Source organism: uncultured Eudoraea sp. (assembly GCF_947258525.1).
In the GTDB taxonomy this organism is placed as follows: Bacteria; Bacteroidota; Bacteroidia; order Flavobacteriales; family Flavobacteriaceae; genus Eudoraea.
Genome location: NZ_CAMYIP010000133.1, coordinates 57,310 through 82,931, shown reverse-complemented (window position 1 = coordinate 82,931; position 25,622 = coordinate 57,310). Strand labels below are relative to the sequence as shown.

The 25,622-nt window shown below is 37.2% G+C and carries 29 protein-coding genes and 1 tRNA gene; 17 read left to right on the top strand and 13 right to left on the bottom strand.

The features are described 5' to 3' along the window. Positions 1–13 precede the first annotated feature (13 nt). Positions 14–88: transfer RNA gene (locus Q0X89_RS10440), tRNA-Val, on the top strand. A gap of 605 nt (positions 89–693) precedes the next feature. After that, on the top strand, positions 694–1,530 hold the full coding sequence (locus Q0X89_RS10435) for a hypothetical protein (protein ID WP_297693856.1): 837 nt from the start codon (positions 694–696) through the stop codon (positions 1,528–1,530). A gap of 128 nt (positions 1,531–1,658) precedes the next feature. Here the strand turns inward: Q0X89_RS10435 and Q0X89_RS10430 are convergent, their stop codons facing one another. Continuing rightward, the gene (locus Q0X89_RS10430) at positions 1,659–2,606 is read right to left on the bottom strand and encodes a L,D-transpeptidase (protein ID WP_297693854.1); all 948 of its coding nucleotides are present in this window, start codon (positions 2,604–2,606) and stop codon (positions 1,659–1,661) included. Positions 2,607–2,789: 183 nt separating this feature from the next. Here Q0X89_RS10430 and Q0X89_RS10425 point away from each other — a divergent pair, with 183 nt between their 5' ends. From Q0X89_RS10425 to Q0X89_RS10415, 3 genes are read left to right on the top strand one after another with little or no spacing between them, the layout of a single operon-like run. Beyond that, positions 2,790–3,572 carry an ABC transporter permease gene (locus Q0X89_RS10425; RefSeq protein WP_297693852.1) on the top strand — a complete coding sequence of 261 codons (783 nt, stop codon included), beginning with the start codon at positions 2,790–2,792 and terminating at the stop codon, positions 3,570–3,572. Beyond that, positions 3,572–4,351, top strand: a complete 780-nt coding sequence (locus Q0X89_RS10420) for an ABC transporter ATP-binding protein (protein ID WP_297693849.1) — start codon at positions 3,572–3,574, stop codon at positions 4,349–4,351. The genes Q0X89_RS10425 and Q0X89_RS10420 overlap by 1 nt, the downstream gene beginning before the upstream one ends. A gap of 4 nt (positions 4,352–4,355) precedes the next feature. After that, complete coding sequence (locus Q0X89_RS10415; RefSeq protein ID WP_297693847.1) at positions 4,356–5,351, top strand: MlaD family protein; 996 nt, start codon at positions 4,356–4,358, stop codon at positions 5,349–5,351. Positions 5,352–5,375: 24 nt separating this feature from the next. Here the strand turns inward: Q0X89_RS10415 and Q0X89_RS10410 are convergent, their stop codons facing one another. From Q0X89_RS10410 to Q0X89_RS10400, 3 genes are all read right to left on the bottom strand, one after another. Beyond that, positions 5,376–5,987: a GyrI-like domain-containing protein gene (locus Q0X89_RS10410; RefSeq protein WP_297693845.1), complete on the bottom strand. Its 612-nt coding sequence runs from the start codon at positions 5,985–5,987 to the stop codon at positions 5,376–5,378. A 79-nt stretch (positions 5,988–6,066) separates the two neighbouring features. Beyond that, positions 6,067–6,672: a CDP-alcohol phosphatidyltransferase family protein gene (locus Q0X89_RS10405; protein ID WP_297693842.1), complete on the bottom strand. Its 606-nt coding sequence runs from the start codon at positions 6,670–6,672 to the stop codon at positions 6,067–6,069. A gap of 41 nt (positions 6,673–6,713) precedes the next feature. Next, positions 6,714–7,079 carry a hypothetical protein gene (locus tag Q0X89_RS10400; protein ID WP_297693840.1) on the bottom strand — a complete coding sequence of 122 codons (366 nt, stop codon included), beginning with the start codon at positions 7,077–7,079 and terminating at the stop codon, positions 6,714–6,716. A 160-nt stretch (positions 7,080–7,239) separates the two neighbouring features. On the opposite strand from Q0X89_RS10400, the gene Q0X89_RS10395 reads away from it, so the two are divergent. After that, on the top strand, positions 7,240–8,094 hold the full coding sequence (locus tag Q0X89_RS10395; protein WP_297693837.1) for a universal stress protein: 855 nt from the start codon (positions 7,240–7,242) through the stop codon (positions 8,092–8,094). Positions 8,095–8,183: 89 nt separating this feature from the next. On the opposite strand, the gene Q0X89_RS10390 is transcribed toward Q0X89_RS10395, so the two are convergent. Further along, positions 8,184–9,356, bottom strand: coding sequence for a hypothetical protein (locus Q0X89_RS10390; protein WP_297693835.1), 1,173 nt, complete (start codon positions 9,354–9,356; stop codon positions 8,184–8,186). Positions 9,357–9,429: 73 nt separating this feature from the next. After that, complete coding sequence (locus Q0X89_RS10385; protein WP_297693833.1) at positions 9,430–10,527, bottom strand: site-2 protease family protein; 1,098 nt, start codon at positions 10,525–10,527, stop codon at positions 9,430–9,432. Positions 10,528–10,642: 115 nt separating this feature from the next. Here Q0X89_RS10385 and Q0X89_RS10380 point away from each other — a divergent pair, with 115 nt between their 5' ends. From Q0X89_RS10380 to Q0X89_RS10350, 7 genes are all read left to right on the top strand, one after another. Next, complete coding sequence (locus Q0X89_RS10380; RefSeq protein WP_297693832.1) at positions 10,643–11,254, top strand: flavin reductase; 612 nt, start codon at positions 10,643–10,645, stop codon at positions 11,252–11,254. Beyond that, complete coding sequence (locus tag Q0X89_RS10375) at positions 11,251–12,417, top strand: M20 family metallopeptidase (protein ID WP_297693829.1); 1,167 nt, start codon at positions 11,251–11,253, stop codon at positions 12,415–12,417. The genes Q0X89_RS10380 and Q0X89_RS10375 overlap by 4 nt, the downstream gene beginning before the upstream one ends. A 5-nt stretch (positions 12,418–12,422) precedes the next feature. Continuing rightward, on the top strand, positions 12,423–13,466 hold the full coding sequence (locus Q0X89_RS10370) for a hypothetical protein (protein WP_297693827.1): 1,044 nt from the start codon (positions 12,423–12,425) through the stop codon (positions 13,464–13,466). 82 nt (positions 13,467–13,548) lie between these two features. After that, the gene (locus tag Q0X89_RS10365; protein WP_297693825.1) at positions 13,549–13,842 is read left to right on the top strand and encodes a zinc ribbon domain-containing protein; all 294 of its coding nucleotides are present in this window, start codon (positions 13,549–13,551) and stop codon (positions 13,840–13,842) included. A gap of 16 nt (positions 13,843–13,858) precedes the next feature. Continuing rightward, the gene (locus Q0X89_RS10360; RefSeq protein WP_297693823.1) at positions 13,859–14,584 is read left to right on the top strand and encodes a hypothetical protein; all 726 of its coding nucleotides are present in this window, start codon (positions 13,859–13,861) and stop codon (positions 14,582–14,584) included. A 47-nt stretch (positions 14,585–14,631) separates the two neighbouring features. Beyond that, entirely contained in the window at positions 14,632–15,297 is a 666-nt protein-coding gene (locus tag Q0X89_RS10355; protein ID WP_297693821.1) for a hypothetical protein, read from the top strand. 247 nt (positions 15,298–15,544) lie between these two features. Continuing rightward, entirely contained in the window at positions 15,545–16,291 is a 747-nt protein-coding gene (locus Q0X89_RS10350; RefSeq protein WP_297693819.1) for a slipin family protein, read from the top strand. A gap of 140 nt (positions 16,292–16,431) precedes the next feature. Here Q0X89_RS10350 and Q0X89_RS10345 read toward each other — a convergent pair whose 3' ends face one another. From Q0X89_RS10345 to Q0X89_RS10315, 7 genes are all read right to left on the bottom strand, one after another. After that, on the bottom strand, positions 16,432–16,881 hold the full coding sequence (locus Q0X89_RS10345; RefSeq protein WP_297693817.1) for a hypothetical protein: 450 nt from the start codon (positions 16,879–16,881) through the stop codon (positions 16,432–16,434). Between the two features lie 30 nt (positions 16,882–16,911). Next, positions 16,912–17,406: a hydrolase gene (locus Q0X89_RS10340; RefSeq protein WP_297693816.1), complete on the bottom strand. Its 495-nt coding sequence runs from the start codon at positions 17,404–17,406 to the stop codon at positions 16,912–16,914. A gap of 51 nt (positions 17,407–17,457) precedes the next feature. After that, positions 17,458–18,222 (bottom strand): GNAT family N-acetyltransferase, encoded by a 765-nt coding sequence (locus Q0X89_RS10335; protein WP_297693814.1) that lies wholly within the window; start codon positions 18,220–18,222, stop codon positions 17,458–17,460. Positions 18,223–18,241: 19 nt separating this feature from the next. Then, positions 18,242–18,514 (bottom strand): DUF5661 family protein, encoded by a 273-nt coding sequence (locus tag Q0X89_RS10330; RefSeq protein WP_297693811.1) that lies wholly within the window; start codon positions 18,512–18,514, stop codon positions 18,242–18,244. 54 nt (positions 18,515–18,568) lie between these two features. Next, complete coding sequence (locus Q0X89_RS10325; protein ID WP_297693810.1) at positions 18,569–19,330, bottom strand: SDR family NAD(P)-dependent oxidoreductase; 762 nt, start codon at positions 19,328–19,330, stop codon at positions 18,569–18,571. 5 nt (positions 19,331–19,335) lie between these two features. Next, a complete protein-coding gene (locus tag Q0X89_RS10320; RefSeq protein ID WP_297693808.1) occupies positions 19,336–19,968 on the bottom strand; it encodes a WG repeat-containing protein in 633 nt (210 codons plus the stop codon). Between the two features lie 150 nt (positions 19,969–20,118). After that, the gene (locus tag Q0X89_RS10315; protein WP_297693806.1) at positions 20,119–20,574 is read right to left on the bottom strand and encodes a DUF2267 domain-containing protein; all 456 of its coding nucleotides are present in this window, start codon (positions 20,572–20,574) and stop codon (positions 20,119–20,121) included. Positions 20,575–20,776: 202 nt separating this feature from the next. Here Q0X89_RS10315 and Q0X89_RS10310 point away from each other — a divergent pair, with 202 nt between their 5' ends. The 4 genes from Q0X89_RS10310 to pta all read left to right on the top strand — a co-directional run bounded on the left by Q0X89_RS10310 (position 20,777) and on the right by pta (position 25,618). After that, positions 20,777–21,628: a universal stress protein gene (locus tag Q0X89_RS10310; protein ID WP_297693804.1), complete on the top strand. Its 852-nt coding sequence runs from the start codon at positions 20,777–20,779 to the stop codon at positions 21,626–21,628. Positions 21,629–21,637: 9 nt separating this feature from the next. After that, positions 21,638–22,480 carry a universal stress protein gene (locus Q0X89_RS10305; RefSeq protein WP_297693802.1) on the top strand — a complete coding sequence of 281 codons (843 nt, stop codon included), beginning with the start codon at positions 21,638–21,640 and terminating at the stop codon, positions 22,478–22,480. 48 nt (positions 22,481–22,528) lie between these two features. Next, positions 22,529–23,380, top strand: coding sequence for a universal stress protein (locus Q0X89_RS10300; protein WP_297693800.1), 852 nt, complete (start codon positions 22,529–22,531; stop codon positions 23,378–23,380). Between the two features lie 144 nt (positions 23,381–23,524). Further along, the gene (gene pta, locus Q0X89_RS10295; RefSeq protein WP_297693797.1) at positions 23,525–25,618 is read left to right on the top strand and encodes a phosphate acetyltransferase; all 2,094 of its coding nucleotides are present in this window, start codon (positions 23,525–23,527) and stop codon (positions 25,616–25,618) included. Positions 25,619–25,622: the final 4 nt, after the last annotated feature.

Sequence of the window (25,622 nt, the reverse complement as noted above, 5' to 3'; positions counted from 1 at the left end):
TGCATCCCCTTAGGGGCTCTTAGCTCAGTTGGTTCAGAGCACCTGCCTTACAAGCAGGGGGTCACTGGTTCGAATCCAGTAGGGCCCACATCAAGCAGAAAACCCACGCCAGACGGCGTGGGTTTTTCTTTCCCGTAGAAAGTCAAATTTATTTGAGCTTTCGGAGGGAAAGAAAAAGCTACGTAGCCCTATTTAGGGCTGCGTGTTTTCTATTTGCAGGAGCGGTTTCCCGATGGATATCTAATCCAGTAGGAGGGAAAGAAAAAGCTACGTAGCCCTATTTAGGGCTGCGTGTTTTCTATTTGCAGGAGCGGTTTCCCGATGGATATGCAATCCAGTAGTTGTAAAACTAAAAAATATCCGGCGCTGAAAGTCGCCGGGGATTTTCTAACTGCAGGAGCGGTCTCCCGATGGATATCTAATCCAGTAGAGCCGACATCATTCAGAAAACCCCATAGTACAGGAGGTGATTTTCTAAACTAAGAGTAGAAGTCTTTATCTTTTCAACCATTTACGTTTTCGGCTATAGGTTTTAGCCAGAATATCATTTTAACCAGGATAAAAGAATGAATATGCTTTCTATTGTTCAAATTTTAAATTAGTTTAGAACTAAACTGGCTATAAGATGATAATAGTCATATATATTCATTTGGCGAATACATAATTTAGCAGTTAAACCTAAAATAACAGATAATGAAACGCATATTTCCAATTGTATTTTTATTGTTGACAATCACTTCATCGTTTGCCCAAACAGATGGTGATAAGAACCCTATACTTACGGATAGATTTTTAATAAGAGGAGCTCTTTTTGTTCCATCGAGAACAGTGGAAGCAGGTGCAAAGGGGGACATTCCTACGGATGAATTAGGCGATATAGATTTTGATGAAAACTTTGGACTGGGTGGCGCCCAAAATACTTTTAATATTGATTTTGTTTGGCGATTCTCTAAATCTAAATTTTGGTCGGTGCGCGGGCAGACTTTTAGAGTTGCAGCTGAAGGCGATGCCGTTTTGGATGAAGATATTGAATGGGAGGATGTAATTTTCCAGGCAGGAAGTGGCGTTAAGGCAGGATATGGACTTACGCTGTACAGGGTCTTTTTTGGGAGAGTTATAAGTACCGGACAAAAACATGAGTTAGGTGGAGGACTAGGTATTCACGGACTTAATACAAATGCTTTTGTTGAAGGTAATGGCTTTGTTAATGATCAGCCAATAGGATTTAGCCGAGAAGAAGTAAACATATTTCTTCCCTTACCCAACATTGGGGTTTGGTACATATGGGCTCCTACTCAAAAATGGGCATTTTCAGCCGCCGTTGACTGGTTTGGTATAACAATAGGCGAAATATCCGGAGGATTGTGGAATCTTAGTCCGGGAGTTAATTTCCAGGCTTTTAAAAATATTGGTTTTAGCGTGAATTACCATTATTTAAACTACTACGCAAATATTGAACAAGATACATGGAATGGTAGTTTTGATATGACATTTAAGGGACCTTCCTTTGGTGTTACAGCAAACTTCTAGCGCTAAAATTGTAGAAAAAAGAATTTCACAAGGTTCCCTAAGTTGATAAATCAGTGAATTGTGCACGCACATGTAATATAAAGGTGAATTTGCGAGGTATTTATTCTTGGTTTTTACCCATATTAAATTCAATACACATATCCATAAATATCTTTTAGCTTAACATTTTCGCCCTTGCCATTTATGAATTCCAAATGATAACGTATTGTGATTCTCGTTTCCAAAGGAGCATAATAGTAAATAATCCATGCGTCGGATTCTCTGGTGCCAATACAGCCATTAGAGCTCGCCTTCCCTAAAGTTTCGGGATTGGTCGTTGGATGTATCATCTGACCATTTCTAATACCGTTAATTTCAGTCTCTATCCATGGTATTTGTGGCATTAATGTTGTTTTGTTATCATCTCTTTTTGTTGTGTAGAAACGTTCGTGGTTAACAGGGTTATAGAAATCCGGATCTTTTTCATGCCGGACAACCTTCCCTATTCCGGATTTGGTACGCAGGTCAGTGGTTTTATCAATCATAGCCAAATATTTTTTTGTGTTTTTGCCTACTCTTACAGGAAAGGTAAATAGTAAAGAAGAACCCTGATAAATCCGAAGTTTAAATTCAGGAATGTTTATATCGAGATTCGTTTTTTTAAAAGAATTCAGGATGTTGCTCGCCGTCACAGAATCAGGGATAATTATAGAATCTGATAATCTTAAAACCAATAGCTTGCGCTGATCATAAACAAAGGAATCACGAGCCTGCAATCTATAGTAGTCTGTATTGGCCAGTGTGTCAATTATCCAGGGGTTAGCATGTGCCAGAAGGTGTTCTGATAAGGGGTAGGGAACCACAGAATCATAGACGTTTATCAGAGAATCCATATAGTCAAAATACTGACTTATATTAATGTCCTGTGCAATATGAATCCAACTGCCGGCAACAACAATTTTTGTGCTATCGTGAACAGGTGCCATATACACATTTCGTGTTTCTTTCAAGGGTTTAGTTAAGCTCATTGTTGGCGGAAAGGAAGCACCAATTCCTAAAATGAGGATTCCAATAAAAAGTAGCGGCTTTAGGGTCATTTGTAACGTGGTTTAATATCTGGCTTCCTTTGTCAGGGAATTACCTTAGACAGTATAAAATTAGTGCCCTTTGGACTAGCAAGCTATGATAAGGATCAGGCTATAGATATGACTTATATCATTTATAGTATAGTGTTTTAAAGGTAAATTTGAGTTATCAGATCCACAAGAGAAACAACACCTATGAATACGGTAGAACGAAGTTTGGGTGGAATAAAACGGTTCTTTACAGAGATAGGAGAGCTGTCCTATTTTGCTGGTCGCTTTTTTAAAGAAATTTTCAGGCCTCCTTTCGAGTTTAAGGAGTTGCTTAGGCAATGTTATAATATGGGTAACCGCTCTCTGGTTCTGGTAATGGTTACCGGGTTCATTATTGGGTTAGTACTTACCCTCCAATCGAGGCCTACCCTTGTTGAATTTGGCGCCGAATCCTGGATGCCCAATATGGTAGGAATTTCTATTGTTCGTGAATTGGGTCCGGTAATTACAGCATTGGTCTGTGCCGGTAGAATTGCGTCGGGAATTGGTGCAGAGTTAGGTTCTATGAGGGTTACTGAACAAATAGACGCCATGGAAGTATCAGGGACAAATCCGTTTAAATATTTAGTTGTCACACGAATCTTAGCAATTACGCTTATGCTGCCATTGCTTGTAATCATGGGAGACGCCATTGCACTGTATGGGTCTGCTCTAGTCGAAAATTTTAAAGGAAACGTCTCATTCCAACTATATTTTAATCGTGTTTTTGATGCATTGGATTATCGGGATTTGGTTCCTGCAACTATAAAATCTTTCTTTTTTGGCTTTGCAATTGGCCTTGTGGGTTGCTATAAGGGTTATTATAGTAAAAAAGGTACTGCAGGGGTGGGTTTGGCTGCAAATACGGCAGTAGTATTTACCTCAATGCTTTTATTTGTGATAGATTTTATAGCCGTTTTTATATCCGATATTTTTTACGAGCTGTAATGATACAAGAAAAAGAATTATCCCAGAATAATGTAGCCGGCGAAGGTGAGGTCATTATACATATAAAAGATCTTTACAAGCGCTTTGGGGATAATAATGTCCTCAATGGTTTTAACCTCAAATTGTATAAAGGTGAAAATTTGGTGGTTATGGGAAAATCCGGTTCAGGAAAATCTGTCATGATCAAATGCCTTGTGGGACTAATGCAACCCGACAGCGGTTATATAGCTGTTATGGGTAAGGAAATAAAACTTTTAGACAGGCCAACCCTGGATATTCTGCGTTCGGAAATTGGATTTTTGTTTCAGGGTAGCGCTTTGTATGATTCAATGACTGTAAGGGAAAATTTGGAGTTCCCAATGCGCCGACATAAAGAAAAGCTCGGTAATGTTACAGACACAACTCCTTTGGTCCTTGAGGCCTTGGAGAGTGTAGGTCTTGCAGATGCCATAGATCTTATGCCAGAGGAACTTTCCGGTGGAATGAAAAGACGCGTGGCTTTGGCCAGAACCCTGATTCTTAGGCCTAAAATTATCCTGTACGATGAGCCAACCAGTGGTTTAGATCCCATAACGGCAAAAGAGATTATTGAATTAATGCGTAGCATTCAAATTAAATATGGCACATCTTCACTGATAATTACTCATGATGTAGACTGTGCACGTGTAATTTCAGAACGTATGATTCTACTTGTAGATGGCATTAACTATGCCGAAGGTACTTATGATGAACTAGTTAAATCTAAAGACCCAAAGGTAGAAGCATTTTTTAAAAAATAATCATATGGAAAGAACAAGCTTAGAAAAATTGAGACTGGGCGTTTTTGTGATCCTGGGAACAACATTGTTGGTAATTGCTGCCTATCTGATTGGAAACAGACAAAATATGTTCGGCAATACTTTTACCATACATGCAGTATTTAAAAATGTCAACGGCCTTCAAAAAGCAAATAATGTGCGTTACTCAGGGATAAATGTGGGGACCGTAAAAGACATAGTAATGGAAAATGATTCCACCATAGATGTAGTAATGTTAATTCAGGATAATATGCTGAAACATATTAAAAAAGATGCCATAGCTACTATTGGGTCGGATGGCCTGGTTGGTAGTATGATTGTAAATATTGTCCCTGGTAACGGCTATGGAGAAATGATAAAGTCGGGCGACCAAATTATATCCTATAGCCGTATCGGGGCTGAAGATATGATGAGTACCCTAAACGTAACTAGTGAGAATGCCGCCCTTCTTACCGCTGATTTGCTCAAAGTAACCTCTGCGCTTAACAGGGGTGAAGGCACCTTGGGACGTCTACTCAACGATACGCTCATGGCCAATAATCTTGAAAAAACCATTTTGAACCTGAAACTTGCCAGTGCTAATGCAAATAAAACCCTTTTGGAGGTGAATAAACTGGTAACTGCGGCGAACTCCGATAATTCCGTGGTTGGAGTTTTAATGCGTGATTCTTTAGCCGGACTCGAAATAAAACAAATTATTAACAATCTCGAATCGGCAAGTGATAGGATGCAGAAGTTAACAGTGAATTTGGATAGTGTAGTTACCGGGATAGCAGAGGGTGAAGGAGCTTTGAATTACTTGTCTAAGGATACCATTTTTGTTCAACGGCTGGAAGCCACAATGCAAAACATAGAAGAAGGTACAGCCAGGTTTAATGAAAATATGGAGGCTTTTAAACATAGCTTTTTAACCCGTGGTTATTATAAAAAAATGGCCAAAGAAGAAGAAAAAGCTGCGAAAAAGGAGCAAAGAAATAATTGAATTTAAATGATCTGTTGGATAAGCTTAACTGTATGGCTGTCTGATTATGGTCTTCCATTTTTCCGGCGCGGCTCTTCTAATATCTGACAGGTAAATTTCATGATGCTTCCCATTAAGTTTATAGCCATTTTCTGAAATGAAGTCATGAACTTTTTTGATTGTTGGGCCTTCTTCTGAAAATGGCCCAATATGAAGGGTTTGTGCCACTTTTCCCTCCTTAAAAGCTTCAAAGCGAATTTTAGACAATGCCTTTGGATCCTTCTTATTACGAACTTCCTCAGTGGCAATGGCTACCATTTCTTTAGTCACAATTTCTGGTTGCATTATCATTGCCGTCCATTTCCAGTCTTCCTTTTTATTTTGATCAAATTTTGACATATCGTCCACCCACCAAAGTCCTTCCAGCGGCATAACACCGTAATCAATACCCACCTCTCCTTTTTTTATCATAAATTTCAAGGTATAGGATAGGCTGTAGAGCGCCTCAATTGCCTCTTTATAGACTAATGATGTATTTGGATTTCCGGCGCCATCAATCATCAAAAAATTCATTTCAGGCACCTCACTGAATTCAATTTTAGAGGGAGATGGTTTGTAGAGATGTTTAAGCTCTTTTTTATAATTAATCTTTTTCATCATATGCGGTTTAGCGTACATATTCTATTAAGTCTAAAAATTACCAACCGCCAAAAATCACAACTTATTCTAATCCATTTCAGGTCTGAGCCTCATTTTGTTCAATATTAAGCCGTCTTTTGTCTTTTAAGGCCCAGTAGATGCCTTTGACGCCGGCAACCCATTTGTCATATAAATAAATGAGTGCTATTTCTTCAATTGTTTCTAAAACACCTAAAATGATCATCACATAAAACAGCCAGTAAACAGGGCCAAAGAATAATAACCAAAGTATAAATACACCTTGAATTACAGCAGATAATTTAGCCAGATAGGTATGAAAGGCGGTGGCTTTGCCATATTTTCGAAATGCAATAATCATTTGAAAAATATAGGGTACAAAGGCAATTAAAATTAGGGGATAGTTCTCCCGCATAAATTCCGTTTCAAATACTATCAGCCCTATTAAACCAACAACAAGCGTTACCTGGTCTCCGTAGGAATCTAATTGAGAACCACGTGCACTGGTAATCTTTAGTTTTCTTGCCAGAAAACCGTCAATGGCATCCGTAGCATAACTAATTAGTAAAAGCCATGTAAATATTTCGCGTTCATACCACCATACTAAAATGAGCAGAAAGGGTACAGCGGCTATGCGGTAAAATGAAAACCAATCAGCGATATTAAATTCTTTAAATTTCGGCATAACCTAGTATTTAAATTCTTATTCAAGCATATTTCCTGATATTATATCCTGAGGATATCAGTTGGGGTCTCAACCAAAATGGTATTATTTCCTCGGATCGCAATAGGCTGTTTCATAATTTCGGGATTATGTCTTATCATTTTAATCCAATCTTCAGATGAAAATTCGTGTGGTTCAAATTTGGAAGTATAGGCCGGATGACTTTGGTTAACCAGTTCCCTTACTTCCAATCCTAGCCGCTCCGCTAATTCTGCAATTTGAGTTCCGCTGGGAGGAGTTTTTAAGATATCTATCTCAAGAATTGGCCAACCCTCAGCTTTTGCATATGCCAAAGTCTGTTTAGCCCTTTTAGAACTGGAATTATAAAACATGGTGATTTGCCTGTCTGAAGTAGCTATCTCGCCCATTATCATTGTTTTATTGTGTTAAGTATAAAATTACTTCATTTGGATAGCAGCTAAAATGACAATTGTCATATGTTAGTTTTCTTACAGGATATGACTTAGGTCATTTTTATTTGTTTTTCTTTTTGATAGATTCATCCTGCTATTTTAAAATGCCCGTCCTATGAAAACAATACTCTGTGCCACGGATTATTCTGATAATTCAATTTCAGCATTAAAGTTAGCCAATGTGTTTTGTGATAAACTCAATGCCGATCTTCATGTCATACACGTTTTCGATATTTCTGCAACCTTTATTAGTACTGTAAGTTTGGCTTATGCCCGTTTGGAGGAAGCAGCATTCAATAGTCATCGTGAAAAACTAGATGCTTTTTGCTGGAAGCACCTGAATTTAAAAGATGAGGAAAAGCGTCCTGTTATTCATGTAGTTGAAAACAGTATAGAGTCTGATGGGATTTTAGAAAAGGCAGAAAAAATAAAGGCTGATCTGATTTTAGTCGGAATGACTGGCAGTAATATTGTAAAGGACCTGTTTATGGGGAGCACAGCCACCGCTTTGATAGAAAAATCTCCTGTACCTGTCTTATCTGTTCCGCACAATTCCGGTGTTATAGAACTTAGTACTATAGTGTATGCAACCGCCTTTGAAGAGGCAGATATCCTGGCTATTGAAAAGATTTCTGAATTTGCATCTGCCTTTAATTCCGAAATTAAACTAATACATGTTTCAACCAAAAAGGAATATTCCGGAGAAGATCAAATGCATTGGTTTAAAGAGATGCTTAAGGAAAAAGTTACTTATAAAAACATCAGTTTTGAATTCAGGTTATCAGATGATATTCTCAACACATTAAAAGCCTATTTGAAGGAAGTAGATGCCGGTATTCTGGTCATGTTGGAAAGGGAAGGGGATACCTTAATTCCCAATCTCTGGCATTTTGATTTGGTAAAACGCATGAAATTAGAACGACTTGTTCCCTTATTGAGCTTTCACAAAAAAAGTATTCTTAGTTCCTAGTCATTTAGTATTTACGAATCCATATTATTTTAAATAAAAAAAGGGCACAAAAGATTGTACCCAAGAATCAATTTTCCCATGTGATTGAGTTAAAACCTAAACAATGCATTCATAGCACTATTTTTAACGGGCATTTCTTCCTTTTCAAGAAAGTATACGTTGCCGCCCTGGAGATAAGTTTTAGTTGCAGCCATATTTAACAAGGATAGATTTCCCATTTCTTTACGGTCATCCAGAATTAAACAGCCTTTAACACTGTGATATGTGCCAAAAACATCTTTGTTTTTTTGTACAAAAAGCGTGTCTATTTTACCTTTAATTGCTGCAGGAACAATTTCCGAGAGTTGAGAAGAAGTTTTTGAAGTTTGAGATTTTGCATGAAACTTTTCCAGTTTTTCTTGTTTATTCGTTGTAAAATAAGGCTGAATTAAACTCCAGGATTGGTTGTGTAACTCGTTTTCACCTTTAAATTCAGGATCACCACTTAGATTGGTATTCCATAAATTACCGTGTGTATTTGTTTTCTTGTAAATTGGGAACAACTCATCCGTACATGCCAAGATCAAGGGCGCATTTTTATGAGGTAGAACCTTAGTGACTCCTTCATTGATTTTTCTGAAGAAGTGAATCAGTTCTTTCTTTTGATCTTCCTTGCCCTCGCCCTGGCCATGAAACGACCCTGCGGGATGCATCATTTGTCCTGTTCTGTATTGCAACATCTTTTGCTCAAAGTCATAACCAACTGCTTCCTCCAATTGTGTAGGAGCAATTTTTTCTATATAGATTTCCTGGAAGAAATTTCTGGAACCTTCAAATAGTTTTACGTGATCACGACTTATATTCAAGAGATAGTAAATACCATTGTTATGAAAAAAGGGCAACAATGGGATCAAATAAAAATGATCCGCAACATAGGTCTGTATTTCAAATGAAAGGGGTAATTTATAGTACCTGATTCCATTAATTTTGTCTAAAAAAATTACCACACCTTCTGACGGGTTTCGCCAGAAACCTAATTCACTAACAAGATTGTTTATTGGTGTAAGATATGTGCTGACCATGTTTTCATCATAGCCATCTTCAATTAAATCTGAATGCACTTTTCTTAGACAAGATTTTAAATTTGATTGCCCCAGGCCTTCATTCAATTCTTTACCCTTTTTATACATTGGCAGATAAATAGAAACACAATGCGAATCGCTTATTGCTGCTAATTGTTTAAAAGTCTTTTCTGTAAATGTGTGGGTTGTAATATTATTCATAATTCTAATTTTTACCAATTTATTAAATGGTGTAGAAAGTCGAAATGATTACGATCAGGAGGGAAAAGATTATTTATGTCTTTGCAATAAAATTAGTCTTAAGCATAAGGAATTCACTTACATTATATGCATCTATTGCACCGATAAGCTTGTTGGTGTTGTCAGTTACGGGAAAGAAGCGTTGCTTCCCTTTATTGATTAAATTAAAGAATTCCTTTAGCTCATCGCTTCCGTTCATACAATTAAATTCTGTGTTCATAATTGACCTTACTTTAATTGAACCATTTTTAGCATTTTTAATAATTTCTTTATGATTTAAAACACCAACTATATTCTCATTTTCTGTAACCACAAAGTCTTTTTCCGTTCCGGATAGTATTATTGCAAAAACATCTTCAAGGCTATGGTCTGGATGTAAAACCGTAATATTAGTTAGCAAGGCCTCCTTTACAAAATGCCCTTCAACTAGGGATTTCTGTTTAACCATTTGATTTTCACTATAAGCGGCCAGAAAAATGAAGAGAGCAATTAATATTAGAAATGGATTGAAAAATAGACCTAGCATGAAAAATATCACAGCCAAAGCCTGCCCTAATCCGGCAGCTATTTCGGTAGCTCTGGCCCTATCCATTGTAAATGCCAACAAGGCTCTTAAGACACGGCCACCGTCCATAGGAAATGCAGGAATTAAATTAAAAACTACCAACATTACATTGGCGATGAAAAGATAAAATAAAAGAGTCTCCAACCTGGGTGCTTCTAATAGCTGCCCCAAACTGTCCGCATCAAGGCCAAAATAGCTTTTCATAGGTACGATCAGAAACAGCAATATTGCAATTATTACATTTACAGCAGGCCCAGCCAAAGCTACGATCAATTCTTGCCCTGGCTTTTCAGGCATTTTTTCTAAAGATGCCACACCTCCAATAGGAAGCAATGTTATTTTTTTAGTATTAATATTAAATCTCTTTGCAGTTAGGGCATGGCCTAATTCATGCAGTATTACACAAAAGAAGAGCAACAAGATTAGAACAATATTCATCAGGGCGGAATATGTAGTTCCGCCGCGTTGAATATCAAGAAAAACTATCCATATCAATAAAAGCGTAAAGGTCCAATGTACTTCTAGTCTAATTCCGGCAATTTTTCCAAGCTTCAATACACCTTTCATCCTTTGGTTTTTTATGAAAGTATTTAGATATGGTAATATTAGCAATGACCAAGGTCATTACTTGTTTATCCTATGGTTTGTAATTTTAGAGGTAGTACCCTTCAAATCATCTCTTATGAACACTTTAAAGCAAGATAACTATGTACTCCTGGATAACATGACTTCAATCTGGGATCAGGTTTTTACTGTTGCGCCTTTGGTCGTAATTGGAACAAAGGAAAGACAGGGCTATGATCTTGCACCAAAACATATGGCCACCCCATTGGGATTTGGTAATTATTTTGGATTTGTATGTACCTCAAGGCACAATACCTTTAGCAACGTACTCGCAACAGGGCAATTCACTGTTAGCTTTCCAATGCCCGACCAAATTATCTCTACTTCTCTGAGTGCCAGTCCGCGAACGGAATCGATTTCTAAGTCCGAGGGGATAATTAATGCTCTACCCGTTTTAAAATCACCCTCCATGGATGCGCCTATAATAGCTGACGCTTACTTTTATTTGGAATGCGGATTACATAAAATCATTGATGGCTTTGATGATTATAGTATTATAACAGGGAAAATTAATGCTGCCTATGCGCATAAAGATTATATGAAAGTTTCGGAAATGGATGAACAGGAACAAATATTAAAAAACCCCTTACTTGCCTATATTGCCCCTGGGAGGTTTGCAAAGATTGCTGCAACAAACGGATTCCCATTCCCTAAAAATTTTAAGCGATGAAAAATCCGGATAAAATAGTGGCCATGGCTCAGGAATATCTCTTGACACATAGAGAAGATATGATTCTTTTTTTAAAAGAATTGGTAAGCTATGAATCTCCCTCTGATAAAATTAATTTACAACACCAGATATTAGCATATTTGAAAGATAGATTTTTGGCAATGGGTTATTTTGTAATTCATGTGAGAGGTAAAAATACGGGCGGGTACTTGTATGCAAGATCTAAAAACAGAAATAAACATTTGCCATTTCAGCTTATGATAGGTCATTGCGATACAGTTTGGCCCTTAGGGACCATAGAAGAAATGCCTTTAACTTATACTGGTGGTAAAATTAAGGGCCCCGGTATTTATGACATGAAAGCCGGTATCACGCAGATAGTCTTTTCTCTAATGGCTCTCAGGGAGATGAAGATATCACCAAAGGTCGAACCTGTTGTATTTATAAATTCTGATGAAGAAATAGGAAGCAGGGAGACCACCAATGCTCTTAAAAGATTGGCAAAACTTGCAGACAGGGCCTATGTTTTGGAACCACCATTGGGATTGAATGGAAAATTAAAAACCGCGAGAAAAGGTTTAGGTCGTTTTACGATAACTGTTAGGGGGAAGGCTGCTCATGCCGGATTAGACCCAACAAAAGGGGTGAATGCAATAGTAGAATTATCACAACAGGTACAGAAGCTTTACGCTATGAATGATCTTGAAAATGGGATCACTGTAAATGTGGGTATGATTGAAGGAGGTATCTCACCCAATATGGTTGCACCTTCAAGTAAAGCGGTGATTGATGTCAGAGTTCTTCGTGAAGCTGATGGGGAGCTGATAACAAAAAAAATAAAAGAATTAAAACCGATACATAAAGATGTTGAAATGGAAATTGAAGGTGGTATAGGCAGACCGCCAATGGAAAAAACTCCGCGCAATCAGCATTTATGGAAATTGGCAAAAAAACAGGGACAAGAATTAGGTCTGGACCTTGAAGAAGCGACCGCCGGGGGAGGTTCAGATGCGAATACAACCAGTTTGTATACCGCTACTCTTGATGGCCTGGGGACTCCCGGAGATGGGGCACATGCAACGCATGAATATATTATACAAAACAAGCTTGTTGAAAGAACATCTCTTTTAACACTCTTGTTATTACTAGAACCTTTAAATTAAGAATCATGAACCGTCAATTCATTTATACATCACTAACTAGAATTTCTGATTTAGCTGAAAAGGAATTCAATGTTAAAAAACTTGATAGGGAACATTGGGAAACCGGCGATTATGTCGTGAGTAAGATTCTGGATCCAGGAGGCAACACATTAAATTTAGAGCTTAGAACAGGAAGAATGCGGGGAGTAATTGGAGGAGAGACTTTGGTTGGAGCTCTGGGAGAACGTTTTGCGACTCTTGAAGCAACGGGGACTTGGCGAAAAGTTAAAGCAGACCTTAAAATGAATGTTTTAACCGGAGGTGGCTTAATGGGAAAACTAACCTCAAAATCTGTTTTTTTACCAAATATGATGGAGGTAGATTATTCCGGCCACGTAGTCAGGAATGGAAAAAAAGTTACAATGGATGATTTTGTGGAAACCGTTGAGCCATTACCTTTTAACACTCCGGTAATCCTTTTTGTAGGGACATCTATGTCTGCTGGGAAAACTACTTCTGCCAGAATTGTCACCAATCTTTTTAAGGTTGCAGGATACAATGTTGTAGGTGCTAAGTTAACTGGCGCCGGACGTTATAAAGATATCTTAGCCATTAAGGATGTAGGCGCAAATGCGGTTATGGATTTTGTGGATGTTGGACTTCCGTCTTCAATTTGTCCGGCACACATTTACAAGGCAAAGTTAGATCAGTTATTGAGCAGAGTCCAGCATCAAAATGCCGATGTAGCCATTATTGAGATAGGTGCATCTCCTCTAGAGCCCTATAATGGAGATCTCGCAATTAACGCATTAAGAGAACACGTTAAATGCATAATTTTAAGTGCTTCGGATCCTTATGCAGTATTCGGACTAATGAAAGCTTTCGAAATTAAACCGGACATTGTAACCGGGATTGCGTCCAATACACTGGCAGGTGTGAATATGGTTAATAAACTTTGTAATGTTGAGGCTCTTAATTTAATTGATGCTTCAACCACTCAGGAATTAATGAAAGTGTTATCAGAGAAAACTGGTTTTTCATTGTCTGAAAAAAGTGATGTATATGGTTAACATAACCTTAAACTGATAAATATCATACTGTAATAATTTCATGAGTTTTATCTTACAAAAGGAAAATGAAATTATTATAATCATGAAAACTTCAGAAAAGAATATTTGTCAGAGTTGTGGTATGCCAATGAAGAATATGACAGATTTTGGGACGGATAGGGATGGTAGTATAAATACAGAGTATTGTCATCATTGTTACGAAGAAGGCGAGTTTACCGATAAAGGGATTAGCCTTGAGGAGAAAATGGCCAGGAATATTAGAATTGCGGAAAAACTGGGAATGTCAAAAGCTACCGCATCCAAATTAGCCAGGAATACACTTCCGAAATTAAGGCGTTGGCGGAAATCACATAAGACCAAACATGTGGAGGAATAACACTGAATAACTATCGATGGGAATAGTTTCACTTAATGAACAACGAAGAACACGCTTCACTGCCCTTCAGGTTCTGGAAGGGTTAGAAGGTATACTCATTATTATTGCAGCCTATTTAACCTTAATTTTTAAGCCGTTAAGGGATCGCTGGGGGTTAAGCCATAAGGAGGCCAATACAACATTTCCCGGAGATCATCTGGTGCCACAACCACGTTCAGAATTCGTTCACGCCATAGAAATAAATGCCCCAGCAAGTTGTGTATGGCCATGGATTGCCCAAATAGGACAGGGAAGAGGCGGTTTTTATAGCTATGAGGCGTTAGAAAATATTTTTGGCTTGCAAATCTATAATTCGGATAAAATCTTGCCAGAATTTCAACAACCAAAAATAGGTGATTTAATTCCTTTTGGTCCAAAAGATGCTTATCCTATTGTAATCTGTGAACATGGAAAAGCCCTGGCTATTGAAAATTGGTATGATTTAAATAAAAATTCTGTTTACAATCAGGCTTTGGAATCACCTATGAACTATTTACATCTAAGTTGGCTATGGATGGTAGAACCACTCGATGAACATAGCTCAAGATTTATCTCGAGGAATAGAGTAGATTACAGCCCTTCCCTTAAAAACAGTCTATTATTTGGAGTCTTAGGTGAACCAGTTGTATTTGCTATGGACAGAAAAATGTGCTATGGTATAAAAAGAAGAGCAGAGAACTTATACAGGACTAATCCACAATAGTCATTCTCTCCCTTAGGTTCTTTATTAACTCGGAATATCAAAGGCTTATGAAAATAAATATACTTCCTGTAGTTCCTAAACCTTCTGTATTGCTCTTACCTCTTGCCGGGATGGGTCTATTTGTTGTGCTGTATATTTTGGCGGCCTTAAACTATCCGGGAGGTTCATGGGTAGTTATGGATCAGGAAGGATTCAACTTTTGGAACAATTATCTCTGCGATTTATTAGACCGGAATGCGATAAACGGGGAAATAAATCCCGCGCGTTTCTTCGCGAGAGGTTCACTGGGGGTACTATGTGTAAGTTTAATATTATTGTGGTATTTTTTGCCGGGTTTATTTTCGAAGAAAGGCGTAAATGTCGTAGTAATGTGGCTGGCAGGGCTTCTGGCATTGGTAATTACAATGTCTCTCACATCAGGGACACATGATATTACAGTGCGTATAGCCGGAGTTTTTGGAGTGATTGCCTTTATCAGTTGTTTTATAGAGCTCTACAAAGCCAAGTATTTCTCACTTGTATATTTCGGTATTGCATGTCTGATTATCTTTTTGGTTAACTATTATATTTATGAAACTGGAACTTTTATAAGAAGCCTTCCTGTTATCCAAAAAGTGACCTTTATTTGCTTCATACTATGGTTTTCTTTTTTAGATATTTCCTTCTACAAATATTTGAAACATAAAAATGAGAAAATTAGGATGAGCCACTAATAAATTTCTTAATATCCGGTCTTTGGGTACATTAAAAAGGATCGCTAAATCACTGTTATTAGAAGCTTAAATGTTTTGTTCCGGCTCATATATTTTGTAACTTTAAAAGAGCCGTTTTTCAAGCCGTATAAGGACTTTTTCTCGCGGTAAAATTCCTGAGTAAAAATTTGGAAAGGTAAATAAGAAGAAAAAGTTAGATCTTAAGAATTATCAATAAGAAAATTAAAAATAACTTAAAACATTTGCTATGAACCCACTATTTGTATTCACCATTGTATTTGTGCTTTTTCTGTTTGCAGGAATTAGAATAGTTTTTGAGTATAAACGAGCATTAAAATTTCGATTCGGAAAGTATGTGAAAACTCTTATGCCTGGTTTCAGGTGGATTATACCTATAGTAGACACCATCCAAGTTGTAGATATAAGGGTTATAACCATTAATATTGTTTCCCAGGAAGTAATGACAGAGGATAACGTTCCCTGCAGTATAGACGGGGTGGTATTCTTTAAGATATATGATCCGGAAAAGGCGGTTCTGGAGGTCGAAGAATTTTCCTTTGCAATAACACAACTTTCTCAAGCGGCATTGAGGGATGTTTGCGGGAAAGTAGAGCTGGATACGATTTTGTCCAAACGCGAGGAAATGGGTAAAAATATTAAGACTATCGTTGAGCAGGAAACCCACGAATGGGGGATAGAAATTATGGATGTCAAAATTAAAGATATTCAGCTGCCTGAAAACATGAGACGGATGATGGCTAACCAGGCTGAAGCCGAAAGATCAAGAAGAGCAAGAATCATTTTGGCCCAGGCTGAAGAACAGGCTGCCGGAAAATTGCTGGAAGCCGGTTTGCAAATAGATAAATCGCCTTCGGCAATAAAGCTGAGGTTATATCAGACCTTATCCAATATTGCAGCTGAGAAAAATTCTACAATACTCTTCCCATTCCCTGAAGAGGTATTACCTAAAACTCCAAAGAAAGAAGATTCTTAAATGTAAATATACAGGTACTTTGAAAGGCAGGTCAAAATTTTCTCCTGTGAATCACTATTAAGTATAAGCCAGCAGTAATAGCGCTATTGGCCTATTGAATAAAAAAATAAGCTGGTATTCAGGGATTGATCTTTAGATCCTTAATCCCCGCTATTTTTATACAAATAGTAGCTACCCCAAAATCCATAAATGGTGATTAAACTTAAAACAATGGGAAAGGAAATGTATTTTTCCGGGTCCAAGGTAATCGCTTCAGTATCAATATATATAGCATATAAATGTACTATGGGCCAATAAACAGAGATTCCCAGGGCACCAAGCATTAAAAAAGTCCCCCATTTTTTACCTTTAAGTAGCCCCAGAATTCCAAACACGAGTAAAGGGACATAGAATATGGTATCTCCGAAAGCAAAACCTTTGGCAAATGCTATTCCAACTTTGCCAATTTCTTTTTCTGATTCCTGCAACCCCAGGCTTAAGGCTAAATCATAATCTATTAAAGAGAGTGTTTGGCCTATGATTAAAAATACGACCAAAACAATAGACACTATAATTAACACCCAAAAACCAAATCCTTTTTTGTTTTCCATTATACGATGATTTATCCTGATTGCATTACTCTATTTCTCTAATTGAGCGAATAGTACCATGAAGTTATGTCCTGCTTCTTTCGCACATTTAGGGCAGTATGCGTAATGCACATAATATCTTTCAGCCTCTTCTTTACGTTTTTGTAAATAGCCATCCATTTGCTTTATAAATTTTGGGATCTCATTATAGGAACCATCAAATACCCTGCTAATATAGTTGCCCGAGAGTGTTGTGTTAATTGCATTTGGGACCTCATTTGTCACTGAAATATAGATCTCTGACATAAAAGCATGTGGGTCTGTAAATAACACCAGGATATCTTCCCTGTTGTCTGACAGACTTTTGGAATCTTCTGCTAGATTCATCATGTTGGTAATTCTCTTACCTATCATTGGAGGCAATGGGATATGAAAAAAAGTAGGCACGCTACCCTTAATAAATTTTTTACGATCCCAATGGAAAGTCTTTTTATTCCATTTTTCCGGATGAAATTTTGGGCAGCATTCTTGTTTTTCTACTTGCATAACTTATAATTTCAATATGCGATACGCCAACTATAAGGATCCGCACAAGAACTAGCTTTCCTGAAGCAGTTCTTTCTTTAATATATTTCTGAAACGCGTAGCACTCAGATAATGATCTTCAATTAACCTTCCATTGTGTAATAGGCTAAAAACTCCATAGCCAGAAGGAGCCTCTTTTGCCTCATTTGCGTTGCTTAATTTGGTTACATTGAGATCAATACCAAAATCCAAAGCCGTATTCAGGAGTGCTATTACCGATTTTTCGTGCCAAGGGCATTGATCTGCATAGACCAAATGCCAGCCCTTGTATTTCTTTTGATTTGCAGTCCAATTTATAAGTTCGGGCTCCTTGGCTTTAGGCTCCCATTTTTTGGAAAGTAATTCAAACCTGCCTCTCTGATCTACTTGAATAAAGTCATTATTTTCAAAAATCCTCTTATCTGTAATCCATGCACCCTTGCTGGTCATCACACAAATACCATCCATTTTTTGATTCTTAGCAGCATTTTCGGCTTCCTTTATGAGCAGTGATCCATATCCCTTGTTCTTATTTTTATTTGGATATACATACATACAGTGTATAAACATATAGTTATTTCCGGTTACCGGGCGCCAGGCATTGATCACAGGTATATATTCAATAAAGCCAATCATTTTATCAGCATTATCCTTAAGAATCTTCATCCGTAATCCAAGCTTATATTGTTTCTCAAACCATATGCGCTTACTATGAAACCCCGGTTTCTTTATGTCCTTAATACAAAAAAGGGTTTCTTTATGTACATTTTCAGGGGTAACATCTTTGATTTTTGTCATTTTAACATACTCTAAGATTTCAATGTATATTAGTTAATTTCCAAAAGTCTTCGGCTTCTTTTTCCATTTTCTCTAACCTGGTGTAGTAATCAGGAAATTCCTTTAAATGTGCCCAGGCAATTTTACCTGTAAGGTATTTGTCATCATTGGTGACATTAGTTTCCGGAAAGCGCGTTCCATGTTCAAATTCTACATTTATTCCATCAGTAAATTCGTCCAGACTTACTTCTTCCCAATTGATACCAAGAGATTGTCCAATCTCCTTAGCTTCTTGTTTTTTAATTTTTTTCATTTCCCTTATGGTTTTTAAAAATTCCTTGCGTGATTGACGAGAGCAACTGAGTTTTTAACCGGCCATTAATCCGCCATCTATTACATAGGTGCTGCCGTTTACATATTTGCTTTCATCTGAGGCGAGATATAGGACAAGATTTGCAATTTCTATTGCTTCCGCGTACCTTGAGAATGGTACAATCCCCTCAAATCCTTTTTTTACCTCTTCCGAATTATCAGGAGAAATATCCGTTTCAATCCTGCGCATCATTTGAGTATTTACCGGCCCGGGATGCACTGTATTTACGCGTATTTTTCTATCTGCAAATTCTAATGCAGCCACTCTCATTGTGCCAATAACTCCATGTTTACTGGTTACATAAGCGCCTAAATCCTTGAATCCTTTTAGTCCGGCAACTGAAGATGTTATTATCACAGATCCTCCATCAACCATTTTTGGGATCACGTATTTACATCCATACCATACTCCTTTAAGATTTACGGCAATGACCTTTTCAAATATGTCGTCCGGATAGTCCTCCATAGAACTTGACGTTCCTTCGATTCCTGCATTATTAAAAAAAACGTCTATTTTGCCAAATTTGGACAGGGTTTCAGCGGCATATTTTTCTACGCCCGCCGGATCAGATACATCGGCCACACAATAAGCCAATTTTGAAGAATTGAGTTCTTTGGAAGTCGATTCCAGCATATCTTTATTAATATCTACCAACATAACACTTGCTCCTTCCTTAAGAAACAGCGCAGCTGTACTCTTGCCTATTCCGGCAGCTCCTCCGGTAATAATAGCGACTTTATCTTTTAATCGTTCCATGATATTTATAATTCAAGTTTTCGTAATTCCCATTTGTTTGAAGGTAATTTTACAGCCAGGCTTTTAACTGAAAGGAATTTTGCCCGCAGCTCAGGCAATTCATATCGTCTTTTAGACATCGAAATTCCATCTCTCTTATTTATAAGCAGCATGATATCGCCTTTAGTATCCAATAGAACCTCGCTAAATTTATAATCATAGATGTTCAACTGGAAATTATTTTTGCCTCTAAAGTCTTTAGTAACTAGAATACCAACAGCGTATCCTTCGTTGAACTCTGTTAGATTCAAATATTCGGGTTCTATTATTACTTTACCTTCAGGATTTATAAAACCATAGGTTACAATCTCCTCTTCTTCCATGATTTTTTTTATCATGCATCGGCCATTTTTAAATTGAGGAAAACGTATACCGCTTACATCATTAATTGAAGTATTAGCTAGTTTATTCCAAACAAGATCATCTCTGAATTCTATTACTAATTGACCTTCCTTATTGATAAAGCCCCATTCATTACCCTTTCTTATAGCTGCCAATCCTTCACTAAAAGGGGCTATTTCATCAATTCCTGTAAGTTCTTGAGCAAAGCAAATAAGTGGTACTATGATTAAAGCGCAAATCGTGAATAATTTTTTCATATGATTTTATATTAAAGGTATTAATAGCAGCGCAAAATTAAGTTGCGTTCGCCTGGTATAAAATGACCTGTGTCATCTCCAAAGAGGGCGGCCGCAGATATTTACCAGATAGTCTTGGTAGCTAAATCCGTGGTCGAATCTTCTTAGGTTTTAAAACATAATATTTGAATAAATCATACTCTTAAGGTCCTTTGGAAGTCCGTCTCTAATATCTTCCATTTCTCCCAGTGAAATATATTTTCTAAGATATATGAAGGTAGTATCTATATATTGTTCGGCCACTTCATCACTGTATTCAAAATCGTTGATGGCAGATGGACCGTCGTGCTTTCTCACAAGGTCTAAAAAATCTGCCATATGTTTTATTTTCAATTTCTTCTTGCCCCTAAGAGTCCATCCGTTTACGTAAACTGCTTTTAAGAACATAGGTAATTGTGCTATGAATTGTAATGATTCCTCAGTAGAAATTATATCTCGTAAGCTGTGTAAAATAGCCGCTAATATCCTTCCCGCCTTATCTCTGTCTTTACCAAGATTCATTTCCTTGGTGTATTCTTTTAGAAAAGTATTTCCCTCCGTCGCATATTGATTGAAATTTAGTGCCATGATCATATTTTTTAATGTTAACCTTAAAGTTGAGAATGAACGCTTACAATACAAATGATCTTGGTCATCTATAACATGATTATTGAAATTTTTGGATAGCAAACGGTCAAAGCATCTATTTCAAATAATTCTACTGATTAATATCATAGTTAACATCTTGGATGCTCAGTAAATTTGAGTTATAGATTTAAATACACTAATTATGAACATACTTCTTCCAACCGATTTTTCTAAAAATTCCCGGAATGCTATTGCTTACGCAATGCAGTTGTTTAAAAATGAAAAATGTAACTTTTACTTCCTTCATACGTATACCCCCTCATTTTACAGGATGGATTATATGTTGGGAGGACCTTTGTTTAGCGCTATCCCTGATTCCGACGTTGATATCTCCCTGGCAGGTTTAGAAAAAACGCTTGAAGATGTAAAGAAAAAATATAAGAATCCAAACCATACCTATTCCATTATTTCAGCTTTTAATACCCTTACAGATGAGATAAACGAAGTAACGGTAGAGAAAGAAATTGATATGGCTGTAATGGGAACTCAGGGCGCAACGGGAGCCAAAGAGATTTTTCTTGGAACAAATACTGTTTACGTCCTGCGTAAAGCCATTGCACCGGTTTTGGTAATTCCGGAAAACTATACCTTCCAAAAAATTCAGAGAATTTTACTTCCATCAGACTATTTGACAAATTATAAGGAAGACGAATTGAATATCGCCATAAAAATGGCTAAAATGAACGAGGCAAAACTTATTGTCCTACATGTAAAAGAGGAGTATGATCTGACTGCGAGTCAACAGGAAAATAAGAAGGCTCTCTATAGTAGTTTAGATGGTTTGTCTACAACATTTACAGAATTAAAGGGCAGCTTAATGCCAGATGCAATTTTAAAATATGTCCAAATTAATGAGATTGATCTCCTAATGATGATGAATAGAAAACACTCATTTTTTGAACGACTTTTTGAACGTCAAAATGTAGACCAGATAGGGTTTCATATAAAAATACCGTTTCTGGTTATTAGAGATACAGCTGAGATTATTAAATAACAGACTAAGATGAAAAATGTTTTATTACTTACCGATTTTTCAGATAATGCATGGAATGCCATTTTTGCAGCTTTGAAAATGCATGAACATATCACTTGTAATTTTTATTTATTGAATACCTATGAGCCCAGTTTTGCTAATATTCTTGGAGACAAGAGCAAAGAAAGATTGGGGGTGATTTATGAGTCACTTGCAAAAAATTCTTCAATTGAACTAGATAAGATTTTGCAGTATCTGGAAGTGAATCATACCAATAAAAACCACAGTTTTGAAAAACTTTCCTTATCAGACGATATCGTCCATGCTGTAAATGAAATATGTAAAGAAAAGGATATTGATTTAATTGTCATGGGAACTAAAGGAGCAACGGGGGCCAAAGAAATATTTATGGGAAGCAATACAGTAGAGCTGATTAAAAAGGTTAACCACTGCCCCATATTTGCAGTTCCGAGTAAGCATGATTTCAAAGACATGGATACCATTTTATTTCCCACTGAGTTTACGAGACCTTATACCAAATATGAACTGAAACCACTTATTGAACTGGCAACAGTATGGAATTCGGAAATTTTAATATGTTACGTAGCCCAGGAATTTACCTTACTTGGAGAACAAATAACCAATAAAGAGGTTTTAACGAAAAGACTGGGCAAAGTTGCACATTCTTTTCACAATGTTGAATTACAGGGTACTGTAGCTGATTCCATAAGTAGTTTTGCGAAAGAGACTATGGCAGATATTATTGTTATGATAAATTACGAGCATACTTTTATTGAGAAGCTTACCCGGGAAGCTGTCGTTAAAAAAGTAGGCTTTCATTCAAAAATACCATTGCTGGTTTTGCCTCAATGAGTACTAAAATTTGTTTCTGATTCAACTAGAATTTAAATACTGATTACAATGATGCGTATTATTCTACCTACAGATTTTTCTAAAAATGCATGGCACGCAATTAAATATGCGACATTCCTTTTTGAACAATCGCCATGTTCTTTCATCATAATTCACGCACACCAGGTAAGTCCTTCAGGCTTAATAAGCACAATTAACAAGGAACGAGAAACCAGGTTACATGAGATTACGGTTCAAGAATCTGAACGAAAGCTTAAAAAAATTGTAAATCATTTAAACAAAATTAATAAGGTTCCGGGTCACCAATTTGAAGGTGAACTGGTTACAGATTCATTGTTAAATGCAATTGGTCGGGAAGTAATTGATAAGGATGCTGACTATATTATTATGGGAACCCAGGGGGCATCCGGAATAAGTGAAATTTTTATGGGCAGCAATACTGTGAGCGTTTTAAAGCATATTAACTTTTGTCCGGTTATTGCAGTTCCCAATTCATACGATTTCAGTTCTTTCGATGAAATTTTGTTTGCTACAAATTTTAAACACTTATACCAACGGGTTGAATTACTACCATTGCTGGATCTTGCCAAACTTCGAAAAGCCAGGATTAATGTTATTCATGTTATTGAGGAAAGGGAACTGAACGAAGAACAATTGCAATTAAAGAAATTACTTCGTGATTTATTAGGAGAAGAGAATAGTGATTTTGAAAACTTTGACTATCATCCGAATATCGCTTTAAAAATTAACGATTTATGTGAAAAGAAGAATGCAGGGATGATTGCAATGATTAATTCGCAACATGGTTTTTTTAAAGGATTGACTCACGAACCCGTTATTAAGAAAGTTGCTTTTAAGACAAAGATTCCTTTTTTAGTCCTTCCGGAGGTAGAGTCATAGTACAATTGGGCTACGTAAACACAAAAACCATAATCCATTTTGCTATTTATGTGCCTAAACCAATCCTTAGACTATTTATAAGCCAAGATTATCGCTGGAGTAAACAGAATAGCATAAATTTGCACTTTGAAAATCCTGGTATCAATGAGCAAAGCCATTTATGTAGCTACTACCGAGCCCAATAGCGGCAAATCTATAATATCATTGGGACTAATGCATTTATTATTGGGAAAAGCTGCCAAAGTAGGGTATTTCAGGCCAATAATTAATGATTATGGCCCTGGGGAGAAGGATAATCATATTAACACTGTGATTTCTTATTTTGGTATACAAATGGAGTATGATGATGCTTATGCATGTACCCGAAGTGAGGTTATCCAGAAGTACAATCAGGATAAGGATGATGAGGTATTGGACAAGATCATAGAAAAATACAAAGCCATTGAATCTCGTTTTGATTTTGTTTTAGTTGAGGGGACAGACTTTTCAGGAGAAGGATCTATTATAGAATGGGATATTAATGTTTATATGGCTAAGAACCTTGGAATCCCAACCGTTATCCTCGCAAGCGGGGTTGGTAAAACTCTGGACGAATTGGTTGATAACCTTTACCTCGCATATGATTCTTTTACCGATAAAGGTGTCGAAGTTTTAATGGTGATTGCCAATAAAGTACAACCAAAAAATGTGAATTTAGTAACGAATGGTCTTTTAAAAGCACTTCCGGCCGAAGTGCTGATTGGTACTATTCCGTTAAATCCATCCCTCGGTAATCCAACCATGAAAGAGATTGTTAAAGAATTGGGAGGCAAAATTCTTTTTGGGGAGGAATTTTTGAACAACCAGGTAGATAATTTTAGCGTGGGTGCCATGCAATTGCGAAATTATCTTGTTCATTTTAAAGAATACGGTTTGGTTATCACTCCCGGTGATAGATCTGATATAATCCTGGGTGCCCTTCAGGCTAACTTATCTTCAAATTATCCAACTGCCTCGGGAATAGTACTCTCCGGCGGACTTATACCTGAAGATACTGTAATTAGGTTAATAGAAGGTCTTTCGGAGGTGGTTCCTATCATCTCGGTTCAGGGAGGTACCTTTGCTATAGCAAATAAGGTCGGGGCTATACGTCCTAAAATATATGCGGAGAATAAACAAAAAATAGAAATATCTATTCAGGACTTTACAAGATTTGTTCCTGTAAATGCTTTAACGGAGCGCCTTATAACTTTTCAGGCAAACGGCATAACTCCACGTATGTTCCAGTATAATCTCCTTAAAAGAGCACAAACGGACAAAAAACATATTGTCTTACCTGAAGGTACAGATGAGCGCATACTAAGGGCAGCAAAAGAACTAATCGATGCAGATGCCGTAAAACTAACTCTTTTGGGAGATCCTGCAGAGATAAAGGAAAAGGCAAAACAACTGGATTTACCACTGGATTTTGAAGAAATAAGCATCATAGATCCTTTGAATTCAGCCTATTTTAAGGATTATAGCAATACGCTTTATGAACTGCGTAAGCATAAAAATGTTGACAGGGCTATGGCACAAGATCTCATGGCTGATATCTCTTATTTTGGAACGATGATGGTCTACAAAGGAGATGCAGACGGTATGGTTTCAGGAGCTGTTCATACCACCCAACATACTATCAGACCCGGACTACAATTAATCAAGACCAAACCCAATGTATCTATAGTGTCCTCTGTATTTTTTATGTGTTTGGAAGACAGGGTTTCTGTTTATGGGGACTGCGCAATAAACCCGAATCCGAATGCAGAACAGTTGGCTGAAATTGCGATTACTTCAGCAGCAACTAGTTTAGCATTTGAGATAGAACCCAAAATTGCTATGCTTTCTTATTCTTCCGGAACTTCCGGTGCAGGTGAGGATGTAGAAAGAGTGCGGGAAGCTACAGAGCTTGTTAAAAAAAGAGCACCCTATTTAAAAGTAGAGGGTCCTATCCAATATGATGCCGCGGTAGATGAAAAAGTTGGTAAAACCAAAATGCCTGATTCGGAAGTGGCCGGACAGGCAAGTGTTTTTATATTCCCCGATCTAAATACAGGTAATAATACGTACAAAGCCGTGCAACGAGAAACTGGTGCCCTGGCAATAGGTCCAATAATCCAGGGGCTCAATAAGCCCATAAACGACCTGAGCAGGGGAAGTACGGTGAACGATATTTTTAATACAGTTATTATAACTGCCATACAGGCGCAGGCGGTATAATTTA